Source organism: Amedibacillus dolichus DSM 3991 (genome assembly GCF_000154285.1).
Classification (GTDB): Bacteria; Bacillota_I; Bacilli_A; order Erysipelotrichales; family Erysipelotrichaceae; genus Amedibacillus; species Amedibacillus dolichus.
Genome location: NZ_DS483478.1, coordinates 158,899 through 178,285 on the forward strand (window position 1 = coordinate 158,899; position 19,387 = coordinate 178,285).

The 19,387-nt window shown below is 38.9% G+C and carries 16 protein-coding genes; 11 read left to right on the forward strand and 5 right to left on the reverse strand.

Going from position 1 to position 19,387, the window contains the following annotated elements:
• Positions 1–148 precede the first annotated feature (148 nt).
• On the reverse strand, positions 149–952 hold the full coding sequence (locus tag EUBDOL_RS10200) for a MerR family transcriptional regulator (protein ID WP_004800881.1): 804 nt from the start codon (positions 950–952) through the stop codon (positions 149–151).
• Positions 953–1,029: 77 nt separating this feature from the next.
• Here EUBDOL_RS10200 and EUBDOL_RS10205 point away from each other — a divergent pair, with 77 nt between their 5' ends.
• From EUBDOL_RS10205 to EUBDOL_RS10225, 5 genes are all read left to right on the forward strand, one after another.
• The gene (locus EUBDOL_RS10205; RefSeq protein ID WP_004800882.1) at positions 1,030–1,668 is read left to right on the forward strand and encodes a GNAT family N-acetyltransferase; all 639 of its coding nucleotides are present in this window, start codon (positions 1,030–1,032) and stop codon (positions 1,666–1,668) included.
• 256 nt (positions 1,669–1,924) lie between these two features.
• Positions 1,925–4,339, forward strand: coding sequence for a glycogen/starch/alpha-glucan phosphorylase (locus EUBDOL_RS10210; RefSeq protein ID WP_004800883.1), 2,415 nt, complete (start codon positions 1,925–1,927; stop codon positions 4,337–4,339).
• Between the two features lie 365 nt (positions 4,340–4,704).
• Entirely contained in the window at positions 4,705–5,100 is a 396-nt protein-coding gene (locus EUBDOL_RS10215) for a hypothetical protein (protein WP_004798991.1), read from the forward strand.
• Entirely contained in the window at positions 5,042–5,629 is a 588-nt protein-coding gene (locus EUBDOL_RS10220) for a hypothetical protein (RefSeq protein ID WP_235713718.1), read from the forward strand. Before EUBDOL_RS10215 ends, EUBDOL_RS10220 begins: the two co-directional genes overlap by 59 nt.
• Positions 5,630–5,815: 186 nt before the next feature.
• Positions 5,816–6,697: a YitT family protein gene (locus EUBDOL_RS10225; RefSeq protein WP_004800886.1), complete on the forward strand. Its 882-nt coding sequence runs from the start codon at positions 5,816–5,818 to the stop codon at positions 6,695–6,697.
• A gap of 48 nt (positions 6,698–6,745) precedes the next feature.
• Here EUBDOL_RS10225 and EUBDOL_RS10230 read toward each other — a convergent pair whose 3' ends face one another.
• From EUBDOL_RS10230 to EUBDOL_RS10240, 3 genes are all read right to left on the reverse strand, one after another.
• Positions 6,746–7,597, reverse strand: coding sequence for a DegV family protein (locus EUBDOL_RS10230; protein ID WP_040463816.1), 852 nt, complete (start codon positions 7,595–7,597; stop codon positions 6,746–6,748).
• A gap of 76 nt (positions 7,598–7,673) precedes the next feature.
• A complete protein-coding gene (gene pulA / locus EUBDOL_RS10235; protein ID WP_004800888.1) occupies positions 7,674–9,785 on the reverse strand; it encodes a type I pullulanase in 2,112 nt (703 codons plus the stop codon).
• A 205-nt stretch (positions 9,786–9,990) separates the two neighbouring features.
• Positions 9,991–10,416: a DUF2871 domain-containing protein gene (locus EUBDOL_RS10240; protein WP_004800890.1), complete on the reverse strand. Its 426-nt coding sequence runs from the start codon at positions 10,414–10,416 to the stop codon at positions 9,991–9,993.
• A gap of 284 nt (positions 10,417–10,700) precedes the next feature.
• Here EUBDOL_RS10240 and uvrA point away from each other — a divergent pair, with 284 nt between their 5' ends.
• The 4 genes from uvrA to trxB are packed head-to-tail and all read left to right on the forward strand — an operon-like array spanning position 10,701 to position 16,866.
• Entirely contained in the window at positions 10,701–13,520 is a 2,820-nt protein-coding gene (uvrA, locus tag EUBDOL_RS10245) for an excinuclease ABC subunit UvrA (RefSeq protein ID WP_004800891.1), read from the forward strand.
• A 5-nt stretch (positions 13,521–13,525) separates the two neighbouring features.
• Positions 13,526–14,485, forward strand: coding sequence for an HPr(Ser) kinase/phosphatase (gene hprK, locus EUBDOL_RS10250; protein ID WP_022419758.1), 960 nt, complete (start codon positions 13,526–13,528; stop codon positions 14,483–14,485).
• Positions 14,486–14,494: 9 nt separating this feature from the next.
• Positions 14,495–15,967, forward strand: coding sequence for a prolipoprotein diacylglyceryl transferase (gene lgt, locus EUBDOL_RS10255; protein WP_022419757.1), 1,473 nt, complete (start codon positions 14,495–14,497; stop codon positions 15,965–15,967).
• Complete coding sequence (gene trxB / locus EUBDOL_RS10260) at positions 15,946–16,866, forward strand: thioredoxin-disulfide reductase (protein ID WP_004800894.1); 921 nt, start codon at positions 15,946–15,948, stop codon at positions 16,864–16,866. The genes lgt and trxB overlap by 22 nt, the downstream gene beginning before the upstream one ends.
• A gap of 69 nt (positions 16,867–16,935) precedes the next feature.
• On the opposite strand, the gene EUBDOL_RS10265 is transcribed toward trxB, so the two are convergent.
• A complete protein-coding gene (locus tag EUBDOL_RS10265) occupies positions 16,936–17,433 on the reverse strand; it encodes a hypothetical protein (protein ID WP_004800896.1) in 498 nt (165 codons plus the stop codon).
• A gap of 148 nt (positions 17,434–17,581) precedes the next feature.
• Here EUBDOL_RS10265 and rapZ point away from each other — a divergent pair, with 148 nt between their 5' ends.
• Both rapZ and EUBDOL_RS10275 read left to right on the forward strand, forming a co-directional pair.
• Positions 17,582–18,436, forward strand: a complete 855-nt coding sequence (rapZ, locus tag EUBDOL_RS10270) for an RNase adapter RapZ (RefSeq protein ID WP_004800897.1) — start codon at positions 17,582–17,584, stop codon at positions 18,434–18,436.
• A 2-nt stretch (positions 18,437–18,438) separates the two neighbouring features.
• Entirely contained in the window at positions 18,439–19,386 is a 948-nt protein-coding gene (locus EUBDOL_RS10275) for a gluconeogenesis factor YvcK family protein (RefSeq protein ID WP_004800898.1), read from the forward strand.
• Position 19,387 lies beyond the last annotated feature (1 nt).

The following is a 19,387-nucleotide window of genomic DNA, read 5'->3' on the forward strand; positions in this document are numbered from 1 at the left end:
AATAGTAAAACTAATATATCTGAGTATAAATATGAAACAGATGACAGATTCTTTGTGATATAAAGGGTTATGTCATCTGTTTTTGATAATTATAAAAGAGTAGGAATTTTATGCTCTTGCAGTAAAAAATGACATAACACAGATTGATTTACTCCTTTATCCTAATTGCAATTTTCGTAATATAATCATCAGGCTGTGCAATAAGAAATTCATTAAGACCTATTTCATAAGCATAACCGCTTAATTGCAAATGCTGCTTTTTGGCATATTCTAACAATTTGATATACATACTAGGAAGCCGATCCCAGCTTCCTTTTATATATCCACATAAATAATGTCCACTGGGTTTATATGTACTATGAGATTGTTTAGAAAAAGCAGGAGAAAAAATACCATCATAGATAGAAAAATCGTTTGCATAAAGTTTATCTAAAGAGATGTAGCTGCCAATTCCCATTCGTATCTGTTCCATGCTCCAATGCTCCTTGATGTAAACAAACAGCTGCGAAATATCTTCTTGAGCAAAGTCATACGGAAGGCATAAAATATCCTCTTGTGAACAATGTTCGATACGTATTTCCTGATCTCGTAAATTTTGACAGAATATTGCTTGTTCACGTTTTGCCTGTAAAACCTTCTTTGTACGCTTTAAGGACTCTATTGTATGCTCCAATTCCTCAATCTTGCAATCGGCAAGCTGTAAAAAAGACTTAGTATTCGGTTGTTTACGATAGGCAATGATTTCCTCAATGCTCATTGAAAGCTCCTTCAGCATGCGGATATATTCGAAATCAAGCCTTTGGGATAAATCATAATAGCGATACCCTGCTTCACTTTTGGTTTTAGGTGAAAAAAGCTTAATTTCATCGTAATAATGAAGTGTGCGTTTGTTTACCTCATGCAGCTTGGCAAATTGCGCAGTAGTTAGTGTCTTGATTTTCTTTGTTTTCATTGAAATACCTCTTGATCTTACAGTTACTGTATAGTTTATCATAGCTTACGATAATAGAAAAGATAAGGAGTGAAACGATGAAAATGCAATTTCGAGAATATAGGAAACAGGATTATCGAGATTTGGTGGAAATTATCAGAAAGACATGGCATTACGATGAATTTTGCAGTCCGAAAACCGCCAATAAGCTTGCGAATGTATTTTTAAGCAGCTGTTTAACCAACTATACCTATTCAAGAGTAGTGCTTGCAGATGGCAAGGCTGCGGGTATTATTTTGGTGAATAATATCGCAAAGCATACTTGTTCAGCTATGGCTAGATTACGACAGCTGAAGGCATTAGCCACTTTGTATTGTTGTAAGGAAGGACGACAAGCAGCAAGAATCTTTGGTAGCGTCCATGGAATCGATCAGCATTTATTGGAAAAGAATCATAAACACTATCCGGCTGAGTTAGCACTTTTTGCGCTAAGTGATGCTTATCGGGGAAAAGGAATCGGTAAGCAATTGTTTCAAGCTGCCCTTGATTATATGAAGCAGGAAGGCTTAGATAGCTTTTATTTGTTTACAGATACCAGTTGTAACTATGGTTTTTATGAACATCAGGGAATGAAACGCTGCTGTGAGCATGAGCATAGCTTTCATATGCAAGGGAAAGAGGCTGCTATGCGGTTTTTTATCTATGAATATCAATTAGAAAAGCAAACATTCACTTGATAATACATGCGATATTGGAATATTTTTTTTGCTGCGAGTTGTATAGGATTTTTAAAATCAGCACAATATAAAGAAAGAATACTCACCACAAAATGATGAAAAAATTTACAACCTATTTCACTGAGTGAATCATTTTTGTAAATATCAAGTCATTTTGATTAAAACAATAGGATATGAGCTATCTGAAAATAAAAGGTGTTTACTCAAACATACAGATATTGTAAAATGATAATTGCAGTGAAAGGGGTTTTTGATCATGGCAAACGAATTCAAAAACAAAGATGAATTTATAAAAGAATTTAAAAAAAGAATCATTCGCCACTTTGGGTGTTCCATTGAACGTGCTCATATTACAGAAAAATATATGATTTTAGGAGAAATGGTACGCGACCATGCAAGTGAAAACTGGAATTTGACAAAAGATGTCATTAGTGAAAAGCAGGAAAAACAAATGTATTACTTCTCAATGGAATTTTTGATGGGAAGATTGCTTACTAACAATTTAATGAATTTAGGTATTTACGATATCGTTAAAGAGGGCTTAGATGAACTTGGAATTGATATCAATGAGTTGGAGGAAATGGAAAGTGATGCCGGTTTAGGAAACGGCGGTTTAGGTAGACTTGCGGCATGCTTCTTAGATTCTCTTGCGTCCTTAAATCTTGCCGGACATGGGAATTGTATTCGTTATGAATACGGTTTGTTTAAACAGAAGATTGAACATAATGAACAGGTCGAAGTACCAGATAAATGGCTATCTCTAGGAAATGTTTGGGAAGTGCGTAAGCCAAAGCATTCCGTTGATGTGAAATTCGGCGGGCGTGTTGAAATGTGGATGGGAGAAGATGGAAAAGCAGTTGTTAATCATATTCCTAGCCTTGTTGTACGTGCAGTACCGTACGATATGCCGATCATCGGACAAAATACCGCAACTACCAACACCCTTCGTTTATGGAGTGCCGAGGTTGCCGATGATGCTTGTGATGCATCTAGCTTAAATGAATATGTGAATGAGGTTCGTGAAATCTGTCGCAATGTATATCCAGATGATTCTACGGAACATGGAAAGCTGTTGCGTTTAAAACAGCAGTATTTCTTTGTCAGTGCCGGTATTTATAACATTATCGAATCTCATCTTCGTACGTATGGAAGCTTAGATAACTTTGCGGATAAGGTTGCGATTCAATTAAATGATACACACCCGGTATTATGTATTCCGGAGTTAATGCGTATTTTACTTGATGAATATCGTTTTGAGTGGGACGATGCATGGGAAATGACAAAGAAAACGATGGCATACACCAATCATACGGTATTAAGTGAGGCTCTTGAAAAATGGCCGGTGCAGTACGTAAGAGAATTGTTGCCACGTATTTATATGATTATCGAAGAAATCGACAACCGTTTTAAATATCATTTATCACATGATTTCGGACGTCCGGATTTGATCGACAGCTGTGCGATTATCAAAGAAGGACAGGTACACATGGCGCATTTGGCAATTGTCGGTTCACATAGTGTGAATGGTGTTGCTGCTTTGCATACACGAATTTTAAAGGAAGATGTTATGAAAAGCTTTTATGAGCTATATCCGGAAAAATTCAATAATAAAACCAATGGTATTACCCATCGTCGTTGGCTGTTGCATTCCAATCCACAGCTAACGGATTTATTGGAAAAAACCATCGGTCCGCAGTTTAAAACCAATCCTGATAAATTAACGGATTTAATGCAGTATGTCGATGATGAAAAGCTGCAAACGCAATTTATGGAAGTAAAATTGGAGCGTAAAAAGATTTTAGCGGATTATATTAAAAAGACATTGAATATCGAAGTTGATATTCATTCGATTTTCGATGTGCAAGCGAAGCGTTTGCATGCCTATAAACGTCAGCTATTGAATATCTTGAATATTATGGATTTATATTTCCGTATGAAAAATGATTCGAATTATCGCATTTATCCACGTACCTTTATTTTCGCAGCCAAAGCAGCTCCTTCTTATACCTTTGCGAAAGAGGTCATTAAGCTGATTCATTGTGTTGCGGATAAAGTAAATAACGATCCGGAAATTTCTAAATATATGAAAGTTGTATTTATTCCGAACTACGGAGTCAGCATTGCGGAAATTTTAATGAATGCCGCAGATGTTTCCGAACAGATTTCAACAGCCGGTAAAGAAGCAAGCGGTACCGGGAATATGAAGTTTATGATGAACGGAGCGATTACGTTAGGAACTATGGACGGTGCAAATGTGGAAATTGTCGAACGTGTCGGCTTTGAAAATGCAGAAATCTTTGGCTTACGTGCTGATGATGTCGCGTTGATTCGCAGAGAAAACTCTTATGATGTATGGCGTAAATATCATGAGAATGCCAATATTCATCGCATCATTGATGCTTTGACAGACGGTACTTTCTCATCAAATCCAAATGATTTTAAGCTGATTTATAATGAATTGATGTTTAAAAATGATGAATATTTGTTGTTAGCTGATTATGATGCGTATGCACATGCACGTACAAATATCGAACGGCGATATCAGGATAAGCGTGGTTGGGCTAAGATGTGTTTGATTAACATTGCCCAATCAGCATTCTTCTCAAGCGATCGCACAATTCGTCAATATGCAGAAGAAATCTGGAATTTGAAAGCAGTAGAACTAGATTAAATTAAAAATAAGCTTGTTTTATTATGATGTAGTTAAAGCCTCCTTACTGAGTGAATCGGTAAGGAGTTTTTTTAGCTTATGGAATAACAAGGGAAGAATTTTGTTAAAAGGGAAAGTAAAATGTACTGAATAGAGGAAGCTATGGATTTTCTGTACAGTGATATGGAATTTAAGAAAAAACATTTTTTTCAAATATTTTCCTTATTTTTACGTATTAGATATAGTGAAGGGAACTTCAAAGCAAAAGAAAGACCTAGAAAGGAGGAAAAAATATATGATATATCGAATTGAGAATGCTAGAAGGGTATGCTAAGCTTTACATAAAGTAAGATATTAAAAACACATAAAAAACGAGGAGGTGTGTGATGAAAAGTAAAGAAGTTTTAGCATCAGTGATTCATCATCAGGATAAACAAAAAGCATACGATCGTTATTGTAAAAGAATATTCAGCAATAAACAAATCCTAGCAAGATTATTGAAGGAATATATTGCAGAGTATAAGACACTTTCGTTAAAAGAAATCATGAAATGCTTAGGGAATGAAAAAGAAGAGTATATCAGTAATCTCAACTTGGAGGACGAAAGCGTATTAGGCTCTTTGGTACGCTATGATATATTGTTTGTAGCGGATATTCCCAAGAGTGATAAGCAACAGATGATCAATATCGAAATACAGATGAATGATCGACCCCGGATACCCGTTGCTAAAGCGAGCGGAATACTATTGCAGTCGATTGATCGTACGCCAGAAAGAATATAAGAAGATACAAAGGGTACATTCGATATGGCTGATGCAGGAATATGCAAATAGGAAAGAAGGAGTAGCGAATCATTACAGCATGAAAGAAGAATGCTTGGGAAATAGAAGGAAGGAGAAAGCAGAGAATTATGGTATGATGCATATCTTCATGTTGTATCCGAAAGGAAAATATGATGCAAAGGATACAAGCTTTCAAAATTTGATGAATGTATTGTTTAAGAATGAGCATAGTGTAGAGGAGAAGTTGGAGATATTGAGGAAGCAGTTTGGAATAAAGGTAACAGAAACGATGGAAGAGGAGGTAGAAGAAATGAGTCATATATGTATGTATTATGAGCAGGTAGGAGAAAAGCGAGGTATGCAGATCGGAAAAATTTTGACACAAACAGCAAATGTAGAAAGATTGATGAAAAAGCAATTAAGCATGCAGGAAGCTTTTGAATTGCTTGGAATAGAGAAAGATATGCAAGAAAAGATCATAAAAAGAATTACGAATGATGAGAAAGCAACAAATGAAATAAAGCATTAGCTATTTTCGTAAGTGTAAATTGAATTGTGAGATGAAAGTGTATTGGATAATGAGAAGATATTGCCAATACACTTTTTAAGTATTTTAAAGCTATAACAATCCTATACATTATCTATTCTTTTCCTATGGTAATCCACCCTCAATATGTTAGAATAAAAAAGAGAAATAGAAATTGAGGACAGTATAATGAGGGAAAAAGTTAAACAATTAAAACATAATTACACACTGCGGTGTCTGTATTCATTTGTGATGGTAATACTCAGTGCCATGTTGCAGGCCTATGTTATTCAAGTTTTTATCACATCGAGTGGATTGTTATCCAGCGGATTTACAGGTTTAGCAATTCTAATCAATCGAATTACAGGACTATTTGGCTTTGAGCTTGATGTTTCCATGTTGATTATTCTATTAAATGTACCAGTGGCTTTGATGTGCTGTCGCAGCATATCCGTTAAATTCACTGTTTTTTCCAGTATTCAATTTATCAGTGCCTCTATCTTTTTAAAGCTATTTCAATTTCCCCCGCTCTTTGAAGACATCTTGTTAAACTGTATTATCGGTGGTGTATTATACGGATTTTCGATTTTAATTGCTCTTGTCGGTAATGCAAGTACTGGCGGTACGGATTTTGTAGCACTTTATGTTTCTAATAAAATCAATAAATCTATATGGAGCTGGGTATTTGCCTTTAATTGTATCATGTTGATTATCTTCGGTGCAATGTTTAGCTGGGAAATGGCTGCTTATTCCATTGTATTTCAATATATATCCACAAAAACAATTGATAGCTTCCATCACCGCTATGATCGTGTAACCCTGCAAATTACGACCGAAAAAGCAGAAGAGGTAGTTGATGCATATGTCGAAAATTATCGTCATGGAATAACCGTTACCCCAAGCTATGGCGGATTTTCACGTAAAAAATATTATCTTTTACATACGGTGGTATCCTCTTATGAGGTGCGAGATATTATTCAGCTATTGCGTGAAGCTGATCCGCAGGTCATAGTGAATATGACTAAGACCGAGAACTTCGTAGGTGGATTTTACAGTAAGAAAATCGAGTAAAGAAAAAGATAGGCATATTAAACACCTATCTTTTTAAATGATTGCAATTTAAGGAAGCGTTTTAAAATATTGAATTGCCTGGCAGCCTCTGCCGGTATGTACTCCGACAACACTGACCAATTTAATGATCTGATGTGTAGCATTTGGAAATGCTGCTTTTACCTTGTCCATATAATAATTCGCTTCCTCAAGGTCATCGGCATGAGCAACGGTAATCATATAATGATCGTCTTTTATTTCATTTTTCATATTGTTAATGACAACGTCCATAGCTTTATGCATCGTACGCACCTTATCCATGACATCAATACGCCCGTTTGTTTCCTTGTTGATTTTTAAGATCGGTTTGATTTTCAACAAGCCGCCCAAGGTTGCGGCTAATGGGGTTAAACGACCACCGCGTTTCAAGTGCTGTAAATCGTTAGGTAAAAGAACCGTATTTGTGGAAGCGGCAATATCGTTTAATATTACCTTGATTTCGTCAATGCTCTTTCTTTCCTCAAACAAGCGTTTAGCTTGTTTGATCATATATTCTTGCACGACTGCCGTTACGTAGCAATCTACATAATCAAATGCAATACCGATCGTTTCGGCACTTAGCTGCATTGCATTGATCGTACCGCTTAAGCCACTGCAAATCGGAACAGCAAAAATCATATCATAGCCCTGTTCCTTTAAAGCGGTAAACAATTCTTCGATCTTGCCTAAGGAAGGCAAAGAGGTAGAAAGCATCTTTCCTTCTTCCATAAGCTTATATACATCATCAATACTTAAATCGACTAAATCCTGAAAGTTTTTATTATCATAGCTGACTTGCAAAGGGACAGAATAAATCCCGTCTTGTTGCAATTCCTCGATTGTCTTTCCACAACCACTATCTGTTACAAAAGCAATTTTCATAGTTTGTTCCTCCATTAGATATTATAGCGTATTTCTTATAAAAAGTAATCTGCTTTATCATCTTTCTTCCTTGCTGTCATCGATGCAATATGATGGTACTGTATGGTTTGATGGTTAGCTTTTGAATGAGAATGTCCTCACTTTGTTCATTGTAAAATAAAAGTTGATAAGGAATATGGAAATCATATTCTAATGTATTGCCGGTTGGATTGAAAACAACGACCATATCATCAACCGTATCATATATATGATACAACAGTACCTGTCCTTCCAGGTTTACAAAAGAAACATACTTTTCGATTTCCTGCTTCGATGCATAGCGGAAGCATTTGTATTTACGTCGCAGTCGAATCAAAGCCTTGGTGCTTTCCACTAGCTGTCGATAGCGATCCTTACGCTCATAATCAATATGATTGATTTCATCACTGGCATTATACGTATTCGCATGTCCGTGTTTTGTTCTAGCAAACTCTTGTCCACTGTGTAGGAAAGGCACACCTTGGGCGAGAAGCACTGCGGCATTTAGCATGATCTGGCGTTGAATCCGTATTTCACGCACATCTTCTTTGCAGCATTCATGCATCTTATCCCATGCGGTCATATTATCATGGCACTCAACATAATTGATGGTATTGCTTGGATTGGAAAACAAAGGTTCGATTCCCTGTCCTAAGCAGCTTGCGGATAAGCAATCACGCATGATATCGATTAAATACGTATCACCGGTACAATAGCCCTTGATATTTGCCTCATGTGTAGAGGTACGCCCCTTTACAACATCACGAAAGCGATCGGAAAATTGTGCTATATGTGGCATTTGGTATTGATTGTTTAAGCTTGCCCGGCGCTCCATATCTAAGAAGCTAGGCATATTCCAACCCTCACCATAGACCATAAAATTGGAATTGATTGCACGACATTTTTCATATACCGCATTGATCGTAGCATAATCTAAGATTCCCATTAAATCGAAACGCAACCCGTCAATATGATAAGTTTTGGTAAGGTAGACACACGTATCAATAATGAATTTCGAGCACATTTTACGCGTGGAGTCGATATCATTTCCACAGAACGTGCCGTTTGAAAATTCGCCGTTGTCATTCATTTGAAAGTAATAATCGGGAACGACACAATCAAGGGAAGATGTATTTTTATCATATACATGGTTGAAAACCACATCTAAATTGATTCGAATGCCCTCTTTATGACAGCGTTCGATCAAAGATGTAAATTCCAACAGACGCTCGTAAGGGTTGTAAGGATCAGCGCAAAGACTGCCTTCGGGGGTACGATATTGTACGGGATCATATCCCCAATTATAATGGCGTTGAGGATACATCTCATCAACACTGCCAAAGTCCATGACCGGTAACAGTTGAACGTGGGTAATACCTAGGCTTTTTAAATATGAAAAACCGGTTTGCTTTGCCTTTGTTGTTTCATTTTCTTCTACAAATCCTAAAAAACGGCCGGCATTGGTTACTCCGCAGCCACGCTGTATGGTAAAATCACGGACACTGGCTTCATAGATGATGGCATCACAATAGGAATGCATTGTAGGAAGCGGATAGTCTTTTACCTTGATCTTTGCCAAATTTACGATTGCACTGTAACGTGAATTTTCACATGATGCATAGCCATAAGGATCAATCGTTTCTGTCCATCTGCCATTTACCCTTACAAAAAACTTATACAGTGCATTTTCCAGATCCTCATGAACGCAATAGCGAAATACACCACGTTCCCTGCGCTGCATGTCATACGTATGGGTTATTTCATTCTTCGTTATTTCAAGTTTTACACGATAAGCTGTCGGCGCCCATAAAGCAAAGCTAGTTTCTTCGATGTTGTACGTATAGCCGAGATCATTTCCATCATAGTAAAATTCGTCATCAAAACGCATGGTTTTTACAATACCGCTGTATTGTAAAACCGTTGCGCGTGCATGTTCGTGAACAACCTCGTATTCATTTCCCATGATAATCTCGTCTTGTAGCTTTAGGGTATATTTATTATAGTTGTTCGGTAGTGTTTCGATGGTTTGAATAGGAAGATCAATGATGGTTCCTTTCGCATCTCGCATATAGAAATATTTGCTGTTGCCCTCATAGCTTAAACGATTCATATAGACTACAACTCGATGGTAGTCCTCTAAATATGCTTCATAATAGTCCTTTAATCGCATGTTCTATCACCATTCTTATTATATCAAATTTTTGCCGTTGAGCGTGGGTATTTTTATTTTGCATGACTTGAAGATCAAATATGAGAAGTGGCTTTGCGGAAGCAGTGATGATGATGAATGGGAAAATGCTTGTCAAAGCAATCAAGTCTTAAAGAAAAAGTCTTGAATGACCTATTCATGAGGAAATGCAAGACTTATGTTAAACTTAGGATTGTTTTTTGGATACAGCGTTTCGCACATTCCATAGGATTATAAGCAGACTAATACCGAGAATAATATGTCCGATACCGGAAATTCCGGATATAGAAGCATTGAATGCACTTGATAATTCACTGCCTAAAACCTGTGGAATGCCACGAAGCAGAAATCCGACAACGGTAATATTTAATCCGACTTGATAAGCAATGATGGCTTTGGTTGTTTTGGTGTTTGAAAAAGCATATAGCCTTTGTAAGATCATTAACACAAGGAAAAATACCATACCCAGCATAAAGTAATGTGTGTGAATAAAGGAAAGGGTAGTTTCTCCGCTATAAAGGTTGAACTTTGTAAATTCACGATAAAAAACACCGAACAGCATTGCTAAAACAGCATACGTAATGGCTAAACTCATATATCGTTTTTCTTTCATAATATATCCTCCTCATAGGTAATATAAACAATGCAGTATATTATAAATAGCTTTTTATGTAATCGCAAGTCAAATGCTTATCGCTTTTGTAAGAAATATATAGTGTGGGTGTAAGGCGATGGGAGATGAAAATAGGTTGTCAAAGACAGGATACATAAGCAAGGGAATCGGTGGTACACTATGTAGGTAGGAAGTCTTTGATGGCTTTTGTGATTTTTGCAGTTGAAATATTCGTCTTTTTTTTCATGATAAGGTATAATATATAGATAGTTTGGAGGGATTTTATGAGTCATGATTTTATTGATATAAAAGGTGCCAGAGAAAATAACTTAAAAAATATAGATATTAAAATTCCAAGAGATAAGTTTGTCATTATGACCGGTGTTTCCGGCTCCGGGAAAACCTCTCTTGCCTTCGATACGATTTATGCGGAGGGGCAAAGACGTTATGTGGAATCTTTAAGTGCGTATGCACGCCAATTTTTAGGAAATAGCGAGAAGCCCGATGTGGATTCAATCGAAGGACTTTCGCCGTCAATTTCGATCGATCAGAAAACTACCAGCAACAACCCGCGCTCTACGGTAGGAACCGTTACGGAAATTTATGATTATTTGCGCTTGCTGTTCGCACGTATCGGTGTACCTTATTGTCCGACGCATCAAGAACCGATTACTTCACAGACGATCAAGCAAATGGTCGATAAGGTGATGGAACTCGAGGATAAGACACGTTTGATGATTTTATCACCGGTTGTGCATGGCGCAAAGGGAACACATAAAGAATTGTTGGAGAAGTTACAAAAGGACGGATTTATTCGTGCTCGTATTGACGGTGAGCTAATGCTTTTGGAAAGTGTGCAGCCATTAGAAAAAAATAAGAAGCATAGCATTGATGTCGTGGTGGATCGCATCGTAAAAGGCAATGATCGCTCACGTCTGCATGATTCCTTGGAAACAGCATTAAAAATGAGTGATGGTTTGGCAGTAGTTGCTTATGGTGAAGAGGAGATTTTATTTTCCAGTAATTATTCCTGCAAATATTGTGGCTTTTCGATTCCAAAGCTAGAACCACGCCTATTTTCCTTTAATGCCCCTTTTGGTTCTTGCGATACATGTAAGGGTTTGGGGATTACGCAAAAGGTTGATGTGGATTATTTGATTCCCGATCGTAGTAAAAGCATTGCGCAAGGCGGTATCGTTTATTATAAAAATATCGTTGGCAGTGAGAACTTGGAGTGGCAGCGATTTAAAGCATTGTTAGATTATTATGAAATACCGATTGATGTGCCGATCGAACAGCTTAGTAAGCAACAAATGGATATTGTTTTATATGGCTCTAAGGATGTCATCAGCTATCAGCTTTACTCACGCAGTGGCAACATTATGAAGAAAAGCGAGATGATTGAAGGTGTTTGCACATTGATCGAACGTCGTTATATGGAAACCAGCTCACAAATGTCAAGAGAGTGGTATGCGACCTTTTTGGCAGAAGCACCATGTCCTTCCTGTGGTGGAAAACGTTTGAATCCACAGGCTCTTTCCGTACGTGTCGGAGGCTTGAACATTTATGAGTGGACAACCATGTCGGTGAAGCAGGCACTTGCCTTTATGGAAGATTTAAAGCTAACCAAGCAGGAGGCGGATATTGCTCGTTTGGTTGTTAAGGAAATCAAGGATCGTTTAGGCTTTTTACATAATGTCGGTTTGGGCTATTTAACCTTGGATCGTTTGGCAGGAACTTTGTCCGGTGGAGAAGCACAACGAATCCGTTTGGCGACTCAAATTGGTTCCCATTTATCCGGTGTGCTGTATGTTTTGGATGAGCCAAGCATCGGTTTGCATCAGCGTGATAATGATCGTTTGATTGATACATTGAAAAATATGCGTGATTTAGGTAATTCTTTGATTGTCGTAGAACATGATGAGGATACGATGCGAGCAAGTGATTACATCATCGACATCGGACCGGGAGCCGGTGTTCATGGCGGTAATGTTGTGGCAATGGGCACACCAAAGGAGGTTATGCGCCACCCCGATTCCATTACCGGTAAATACTTAAGCGGACGCTTGAAGATCGAAGTGCCTGAAAAGCGGCGCAAAGGAAATAAGAAAAAGCTTGAAATCGTAGGTGCAAAAGAGAATAATTTAAAAAATGTCAGTGTAAAAATTCCATTAGGTACACTATGTGTGGTAACCGGAGTAAGCGGCAGTGGGAAATCCAGCTTGGTCAATGAGGTCTTAAGCAAGGGTATCATGCATGCGCTTGGACGTACGAGAATCAAACCGGGAGCACATAAAACGATCAAGGGCTTGGAGCATATTGATAAAATCATTGATATATCTCAAGATCCGATCGGACGTACTCCACGCAGTAATCCGGCAACTTATACCGGGGTATTTGATGATATTCGTGATTTGTATGCACAAACTCCGGACGCCAAAATGCGTGGCTATGAAAAGGGTAGATTTTCCTTCAATGTTAAAGGCGGTCGCTGCGAGGCATGTCAGGGAGATGGGATTTTGCGTATCTCCATGCATTTTTTGCCTGATGTGTATGTGCCTTGTGAAGAATGTGGTGGAAAACGCTATAATGAAGAAACTTTACAAGTTACCTATAAAGGAAAAAATATTTATGATGTCTTGGAAATGACCGTTGAGGAAGCCATTGACTTTTTCGCAAATGTCTCTAAAATAAAGCATAAGCTGCAAACTCTAAAAGATGTCGGCTTAGGTTATATCAAGCTGGGACAAAGCGCAACCAGCTTGTCCGGTGGAGAGGCACAGCGTGTGAAGCTAGCCAGTGAGCTGCAACGCAAGGCAACCGGAAAAACGTTGTTTGTGTTAGATGAGCCGACTACGGGATTACATACCCATGATGTGAAAAAACTGTTGGAAGTTTTACAGCGCATTGTGGATAATGGCGATAGTGTGGTTGTTATTGAGCATAATTTAGATGTTATTAAATGTGCGGATTATATTATTGATTTAGGACCGGAAGGCGGCGATGAGGGCGGAGAACTGATTGCCTGTGGAACTCCGGAGGATATCGTAAAGGCTGAGCGAAGCTATACAGGAAAATATCTCAAAAAGGTATTGGAGGGGTGATGAGCATGGGAGAAACAGTTTATACCAGTGTACGACGTGTATCGGATAATTTTTCCTTTGAACAATATACGGGAAATGATGAATCCTTAAATCGTCTGATTTATATTGCGGATACGAATCGTCCGGGATTGGAATTAACCGGTTATTTTGATAAGACGCAGCTAAAGCGTATTGTTATTCTCGGAGAAAAGGAAACGGCGTATATTCGTACCATGAGTGTCGAAGCACAGCGACGTTCCTTTGAATTTTTGACGAGCGAGGAAACACCGGCAATCATTATCACAAAAGGAAATGATTGTCCGAAGGTGTTAAAGGAAATTGCTCAGCGTAAGAATTTTCCGGTATTTTTATCAAAGGTTCCGACCACCCGTATGATTGTCAATCTATCGGCTTTTTTAGATGAAGAATTGGCAGAAAGCAAATCCTTGCATGGCTGTTTATTGTCGATTTACGGCAAGGGTGTGCTATTAACCGGTGAAAGCGGTATGGGGAAAAGTGAAATTGCCTTGGAATTGATTAAGCGCGGACATTTATTGGTAGCGGACGATCGGGTGGATTGTTATCGTGTGCATAATAAGATTTTCGGGAAATCACCGGATCTGTTAAAGGAAATGTTGGAAATACGTGGAATCGGAATTATCAATGTATCCCGTATGTTTGGTGTAAGCTCTGTCTTGCCGAAAACAGAGGTTGATTTTGAGATTCGCTTGGAAACTTGGCATAGTGATGAAAACTATGATCGAGTTGGCATTGAAGAAAAGATCCATGAAAATATCTTAGGTATTGATATTCCGAAGATTGTTGTTCCGGTACGTGAGGGGCGTTCGATGGCTGTTATTATCGAATCAGCTGTTACCAACTTCCTACTTGGGGAAAGAGGACTTGACAGTGCCAAGGAATTTGAACGCCGCGTATTGGATTATATTGAATCCAATCGTATTACAATGGAAGGACAGAAAGGGTAGGTGAAGGTTATGGAATTTTTCCCAGATGCAAAAACGCTATTATCCATCGGTTCCCTGCATGTAACATGGTATGCGGTATTATTCTTAGGTGGAGCCTTTCTTGCGTATGGCTTGTCTTTGCGACAGCTGAAAAAATGGGGCTATAAGGAAGAATTGATTGAAAACTTCTTTTTGATGATGTTTCCGATTGCGATTATCGGAGCACGCTTGTATTATGTTATTTTTGAGTGGAACAATATTTATATTTATGATCCGATTCGTATTTTCTATATATGGGAGGGTGGCTTAGCCATTCATGGTGGTATCATTGCCGGTGTTTTATTCGGTATCTACTATTTTCGAAAACATCGCTGTGATGGTCTGCGTATTGCCGATGCCATCTTTCCTAACGTATTGCTTGCACAGGTGATCGGACGTTGGGGAAACTTTATGAATCAGGAGGCTTATGGTGGTATTGTAGATGCTTCTTATTTTGAGCATTGGCCGGAGTTTATTCGTGATAAGATGTATATTCACGGAGAATATCATCAGCCTACCTTTTTATATGAAAGTGTCGGAAATCTCGTCGGTTTTTTCCTCATTACTTTTGTCTATAAAAAATACGGGCGCAAGAAACGAGGAGATCTGGCATGGGCTTATCTTACATGGTATGGTATGGTTCGCTTCTTTGTCGAAGGCTTACGTACCGATTCACTGATGCTTGGTCCACTTCGTGTAGCGCAGTTAGTTTCCCTTGTCTTTGTGGCAATCGGAATTTTGGGGATTTTCGGACTGTGGGATTCTTTGTTTAAAAAGCTTTGGCCGTTTCGCAAGGAAAAGCCGGTCGTATTGTTTGATTTAGATGGTACGTTGGTAGATACCAATGAGCTGATTCGTGCTTCTTTTATTCATACCTTTAAAAAGTATAAGCCGGGCTATAAATTGCGTGAAGAGGAGTTGCAAAGCTTCTTAGGTCCAACGCTGAAGGAAAGCTTTTTACGCTATTTTCCGGCAGAACAGGTCGATGAGATATGTGATTACTACCGCAGCTTCAATCATACGCATCACGATGAATATGTAAGAGAAATTCCACATGTAAGAGAGAGTGTTATGACCTTGAAAAACGAAGGCTACACTTTGGGTGTTGTCAGCAATAAAATTGAAAATACCGTACGTATGGGGCTTTCCTATGTCGGTATCGAAAATGCCTTTGATGTCGTGCTTGGTGCTGAGGATCTGGAAAAGCCAAAGCCTGATCCAAGCGGACTTTTGCGGGCATGTGAATTGTTAAATCGCGGACATGATGATATCGTGTATGTCGGAGATAGTGTTGGTGATATCAAGGCTTGTAAGAATATGGGAGCTTATAGTGTTGCCTTTATTTTGGATAAGCAGCGAGCAAGTGAAATGATTGCGCAAAAGCCTTGTGCTTATATCACCGATATGAAAGAACTGATTACACTCTTGAAGGAGGATAAGGAATGGAGCGACGTTACGATTTAGTTATTATTGGTGCAGGACCGGCGGGTATGAGTGCCGCCATTTACGGAAGCCGTGCCGGATTACGTGTGGTTATGCTGGAGGCAGGAGCACCGGGAGGAAAGCTGATCAAGACAGCGGAAATCAGTAATTGGCCGGGGATTGTCGGCACTAATGGAGCACAGTTAGCAAGCAATATGTTTGAGCATTCTACATCGTTTGGAGCGGAATATGCCTATGGAAATGTTGTGAAGGTAGAAGATGGAGAATACAAAAGAGTCATTTGCGAGGACGGAAGTGTCTTTGAAGGGAAAGCGGTCATTGTAGCTACCGGTACAAAGGAGCGCATGATGCATATTCCCGGTGAAGAGGAAAATGTCGGACGCGGAGTGTCCTATTGTGCGATTTGTGATGGAGCCTTTTTTAAGGATCAGGAAATTTGCGTGATTGGCGGTGGAAATTCGGCTCTTGAGGAAGCAAACTATTTAACGCAGTTTGCCAGCAAGGTCAATATCATCATTCGTCGTGATGTATTCCGTGCCGATCGCATTGTACAAGAGGCAATTAAGGATAATCCTAAGATTCATGTAATTACCAAAAGCATTCCGGTACGTGTAAAGGACGATGGGAATCGCGTAAGCGGCTTGGTAATTCGTAATGTGGAAAGTCAAGAGGAAAGCGAGATTGCGACACATGGAATTTTCCCATATATCGGCTTGGATCCGGCAACTCATTTCTTAGAGGGACTTGATATCATGGACGAGCATGGCTATATGCTGGTAGATGAAAACTGTGAAACCAAGATCAAAGGAATTTACGGTGCCGGTGATGTTATTCGCAAACCGCTTCGTCAGGTCGTTACGGCAACCAATGACGGTGCAATCGCAGCACAGCATGCCTTTCATGAAATTAAAAATATCTAATATATTGATTATGTATATAGAAAAAGCCTTACATCAGTTTGTTATGATGCAAGGCTTTTTTAGAAGAAATTATGAAATCTTTTTTTGTTGAAGAATGCCTTTGTAATCCCCTTCTTTGCATGTACCGACAGCTTGAAAACCAAGCTTTTCATAATAAGAAGCAAGTTTGGAATTATGTATTGCACAGTCAAGACGTAAAAATTGCTTCTGCTTTTGTTTGGCAAGAAGCTCTGCGTACTTTAAAAAGTTTGCACCGGCATTGCTGCTGAGCTTGCTGACGAAATTATGAAGATAAAGCGATGGGGAAGAATCGCTCCAACGCTCATCTTGTTCAAGTAAGACACCGGCAGAAACGATTTCCTGATGACATGTATCCCAAAGAACAAATAACTCACCTGCTTCTCTTTTGGCTTCATAGTAAGATAGCGGATAGATTTGATCGTAATGTGCGCTGTTCCATTGGGTAATAGCTTTTTTATCCATCCATTGCATACGCTCGAGAATGAGCTGAAATACATTTTTTACATCAATCTTTTCTGCTTCGCGAAATAGGTAGCGATTTTCCATACTATAAGCCTCACTTTCTCATGTAAGCAATATGATACCATAGCTTTTCCATGCTGTCATGGGTAAAAAGGGAACAAGGTATAGATTTTGCGCTTAAACTGGCACTTGCTTTCTTCCTGTGGTAAACTATTGGAGTGAGGTGATAATCATGAATCAACAAAATGTTGTTTTGATTACCGGAATGTCCGGTGCGGGAAAAACAACGGCTATGGGTATCCTAGAAGATATGGGCTACCATTGTATTGATAATTTTCCTGTGCAGCTGATCGAATCCTTGGGAAAGATCATCAATTCGACACCGGACGAACGATATAAAAATATAGCTTTAGCAACAACAGCCATTGACTATCCTAAGTTTTTACAGTATTTTGCGAATATTGATGTCAATGTGCGTGTGGTGTTTTTAGATGCCAGCAACGAAAAGCTTTTGTTGCGTTATAAGTTTACCAGAAGACATCACCCGATGATGATTTTTGCGAATGCCAATACCTTGGAGGAAGCTATTGAAATCGAACGGGATATGTTCAATGCTTTGCAAGAGCGAGCAGTTTTGCATATTGACACAACAAAGCTGGATCAGCAGGGCTTAAAGAGTACCCTGATGGAAAAATTAGCTTTAAACAGTCGTTCGGTCTTTTCGATTTCCTTTGTATCCTTTGGCTTTAAGCATGGCGTTCCGATGGACGTAGACTTGGTATTCGATGCACGTTTTTTGCCAAATCCTTATTACATTGAAGAATTAAAGGACAAAACGGGTGATGACAGTGAGGTTTACGATTATGTGATGAGCTTTGATCAAACAAAAGAATTTATTCGTCATTTAAAGAGTTTTTTAGACTTTGTTTTCATACAATATAAGAATGAGAAGAAGAATCATATTACGGTGGGGATCGGCTGTACCGGTGGGCATCATCGCAGTGTGTCCATTACGAATTGGCTGTATTCCCATTACAAAGATCAATATCACTGTTATAAATCACATCGAGATAAGAAAGTGGGATAGCTATGAAAAATGTTGTAGTTATTGGAGGCGGAACCGGTTTATCCGTTATGCTTCGCGGTTTGAAGCGAATCGAAAATATCAATCTAACGGCGATTGTTACAGTTGCCGATGATGGTGGAAGCACCGGACGTATTCGTCGCCAATTTCACATTCCTGCCATGGGTGATGTACGCAATGTCATGTGTGCTATGGCTGAGGAGGAAACCATCTTTACATCGCTGATGAATTTTCGCTTTGATGGAGAAGAAAAGGATATCGGCGGGCATAACTTAGGCAATTTGATTTTAACGGCTTTGACGCAAACAACCGGAAGCTTTATGGAAGCCATTTCCACCTTCTCCAAGTTTTTAAATGTACGTGGAAATATTGTTCCCTGTTCCAGTGAGGTGGTAACCTTATATGCTATGATGGAGGACGGTACGATCGTACGTGGAGAAAGCAATATTCCCTCCTTCAACAACCGCATTGATAAGGTGTTTTATCAAGAAAAGGTAACACCGACTGCGGAAGCGTTGCAGGCAATTCATGAAGCTGATGTCATTGTATATGGTATCGGAAGCTTATATACCAGTATTTTATCAAATGTTATCGTTGATGGAATTGCGGAGCGTTTGAAGTCCAATCCGGCAAAGAAGATTTATTTCTGCAATGCCATGACACAGCCCGGAGAAACCGATGATTTTTCCCTTGAAGATCATGTGCGTGCCATTGAGCAGCATGTCGGTGCGCATGCGGTGGATATTGTCATTACGCATAACAATGTGGTAAGTGAGGAATTGTTATGCAAATATCGTGATATGGGAAGTGAGCCGGTAAGAATCGTAGAGGACAGCCATACGTATCAAATTCTAAAGCGAGATGTTTTAAGCTTTGAGGATCATTTGATTCGTCATGATTCCAATAAGATCAAGGCTGTATTGGAAGAACTAATCAATAGTGAGGAAGGATAGA

Bases quoted from the DNA above. Each gene is read 5' to 3' on its own strand.
- EUBDOL_RS10200 (WP_004800881.1), bottom strand. From the start codon at position 952: ATGAAAACAAAGAAAATCAAGACACTAACTACTGCGCAATTTGCCAAG.
- EUBDOL_RS10205 (WP_004800882.1), top strand. From the start codon at position 1,030: ATGAAAATGCAATTTCGAGAATATAGGAAACAGGATTATCGAGATTTG.
- EUBDOL_RS10210 (WP_004800883.1), top strand. From the start codon at position 1,925: ATGGCAAACGAATTCAAAAACAAAGATGAATTTATAAAAGAATTTAAA.
- EUBDOL_RS10215 (WP_004798991.1), top strand. From the start codon at position 4,705: ATGAAAAGTAAAGAAGTTTTAGCATCAGTGATTCATCATCAGGATAAA.
- EUBDOL_RS10225 (WP_004800886.1), top strand. From the start codon at position 5,816: ATGAGGGAAAAAGTTAAACAATTAAAACATAATTACACACTGCGGTGT.
- EUBDOL_RS10230 (WP_040463816.1), bottom strand. From the start codon at position 7,597: ATGAAAATTGCTTTTGTAACAGATAGTGGTTGTGGAAAGACAATCGAG.
- pulA (WP_004800888.1), bottom strand. From the start codon at position 9,785: ATGCGATTAAAGGACTATTATGAAGCATATTTAGAGGACTACCATCGA.
- EUBDOL_RS10240 (WP_004800890.1), bottom strand. From the start codon at position 10,416: ATGAAAGAAAAACGATATATGAGTTTAGCCATTACGTATGCTGTTTTA.
- uvrA (WP_004800891.1), top strand. From the start codon at position 10,701: ATGAGTCATGATTTTATTGATATAAAAGGTGCCAGAGAAAATAACTTA.
- hprK (WP_022419758.1), top strand. From the start codon at position 13,526: ATGGGAGAAACAGTTTATACCAGTGTACGACGTGTATCGGATAATTTT.
- lgt (WP_022419757.1), top strand. From the start codon at position 14,495: ATGGAATTTTTCCCAGATGCAAAAACGCTATTATCCATCGGTTCCCTG.
- trxB (WP_004800894.1), top strand. From the start codon at position 15,946: ATGGAGCGACGTTACGATTTAGTTATTATTGGTGCAGGACCGGCGGGT.
- EUBDOL_RS10265 (WP_004800896.1), bottom strand. From the start codon at position 17,433: ATGGAAAATCGCTACCTATTTCGCGAAGCAGAAAAGATTGATGTAAAA.
- rapZ (WP_004800897.1), top strand. From the start codon at position 17,582: ATGAATCAACAAAATGTTGTTTTGATTACCGGAATGTCCGGTGCGGGA.
- EUBDOL_RS10275 (WP_004800898.1), top strand. From the start codon at position 18,439: ATGAAAAATGTTGTAGTTATTGGAGGCGGAACCGGTTTATCCGTTATG.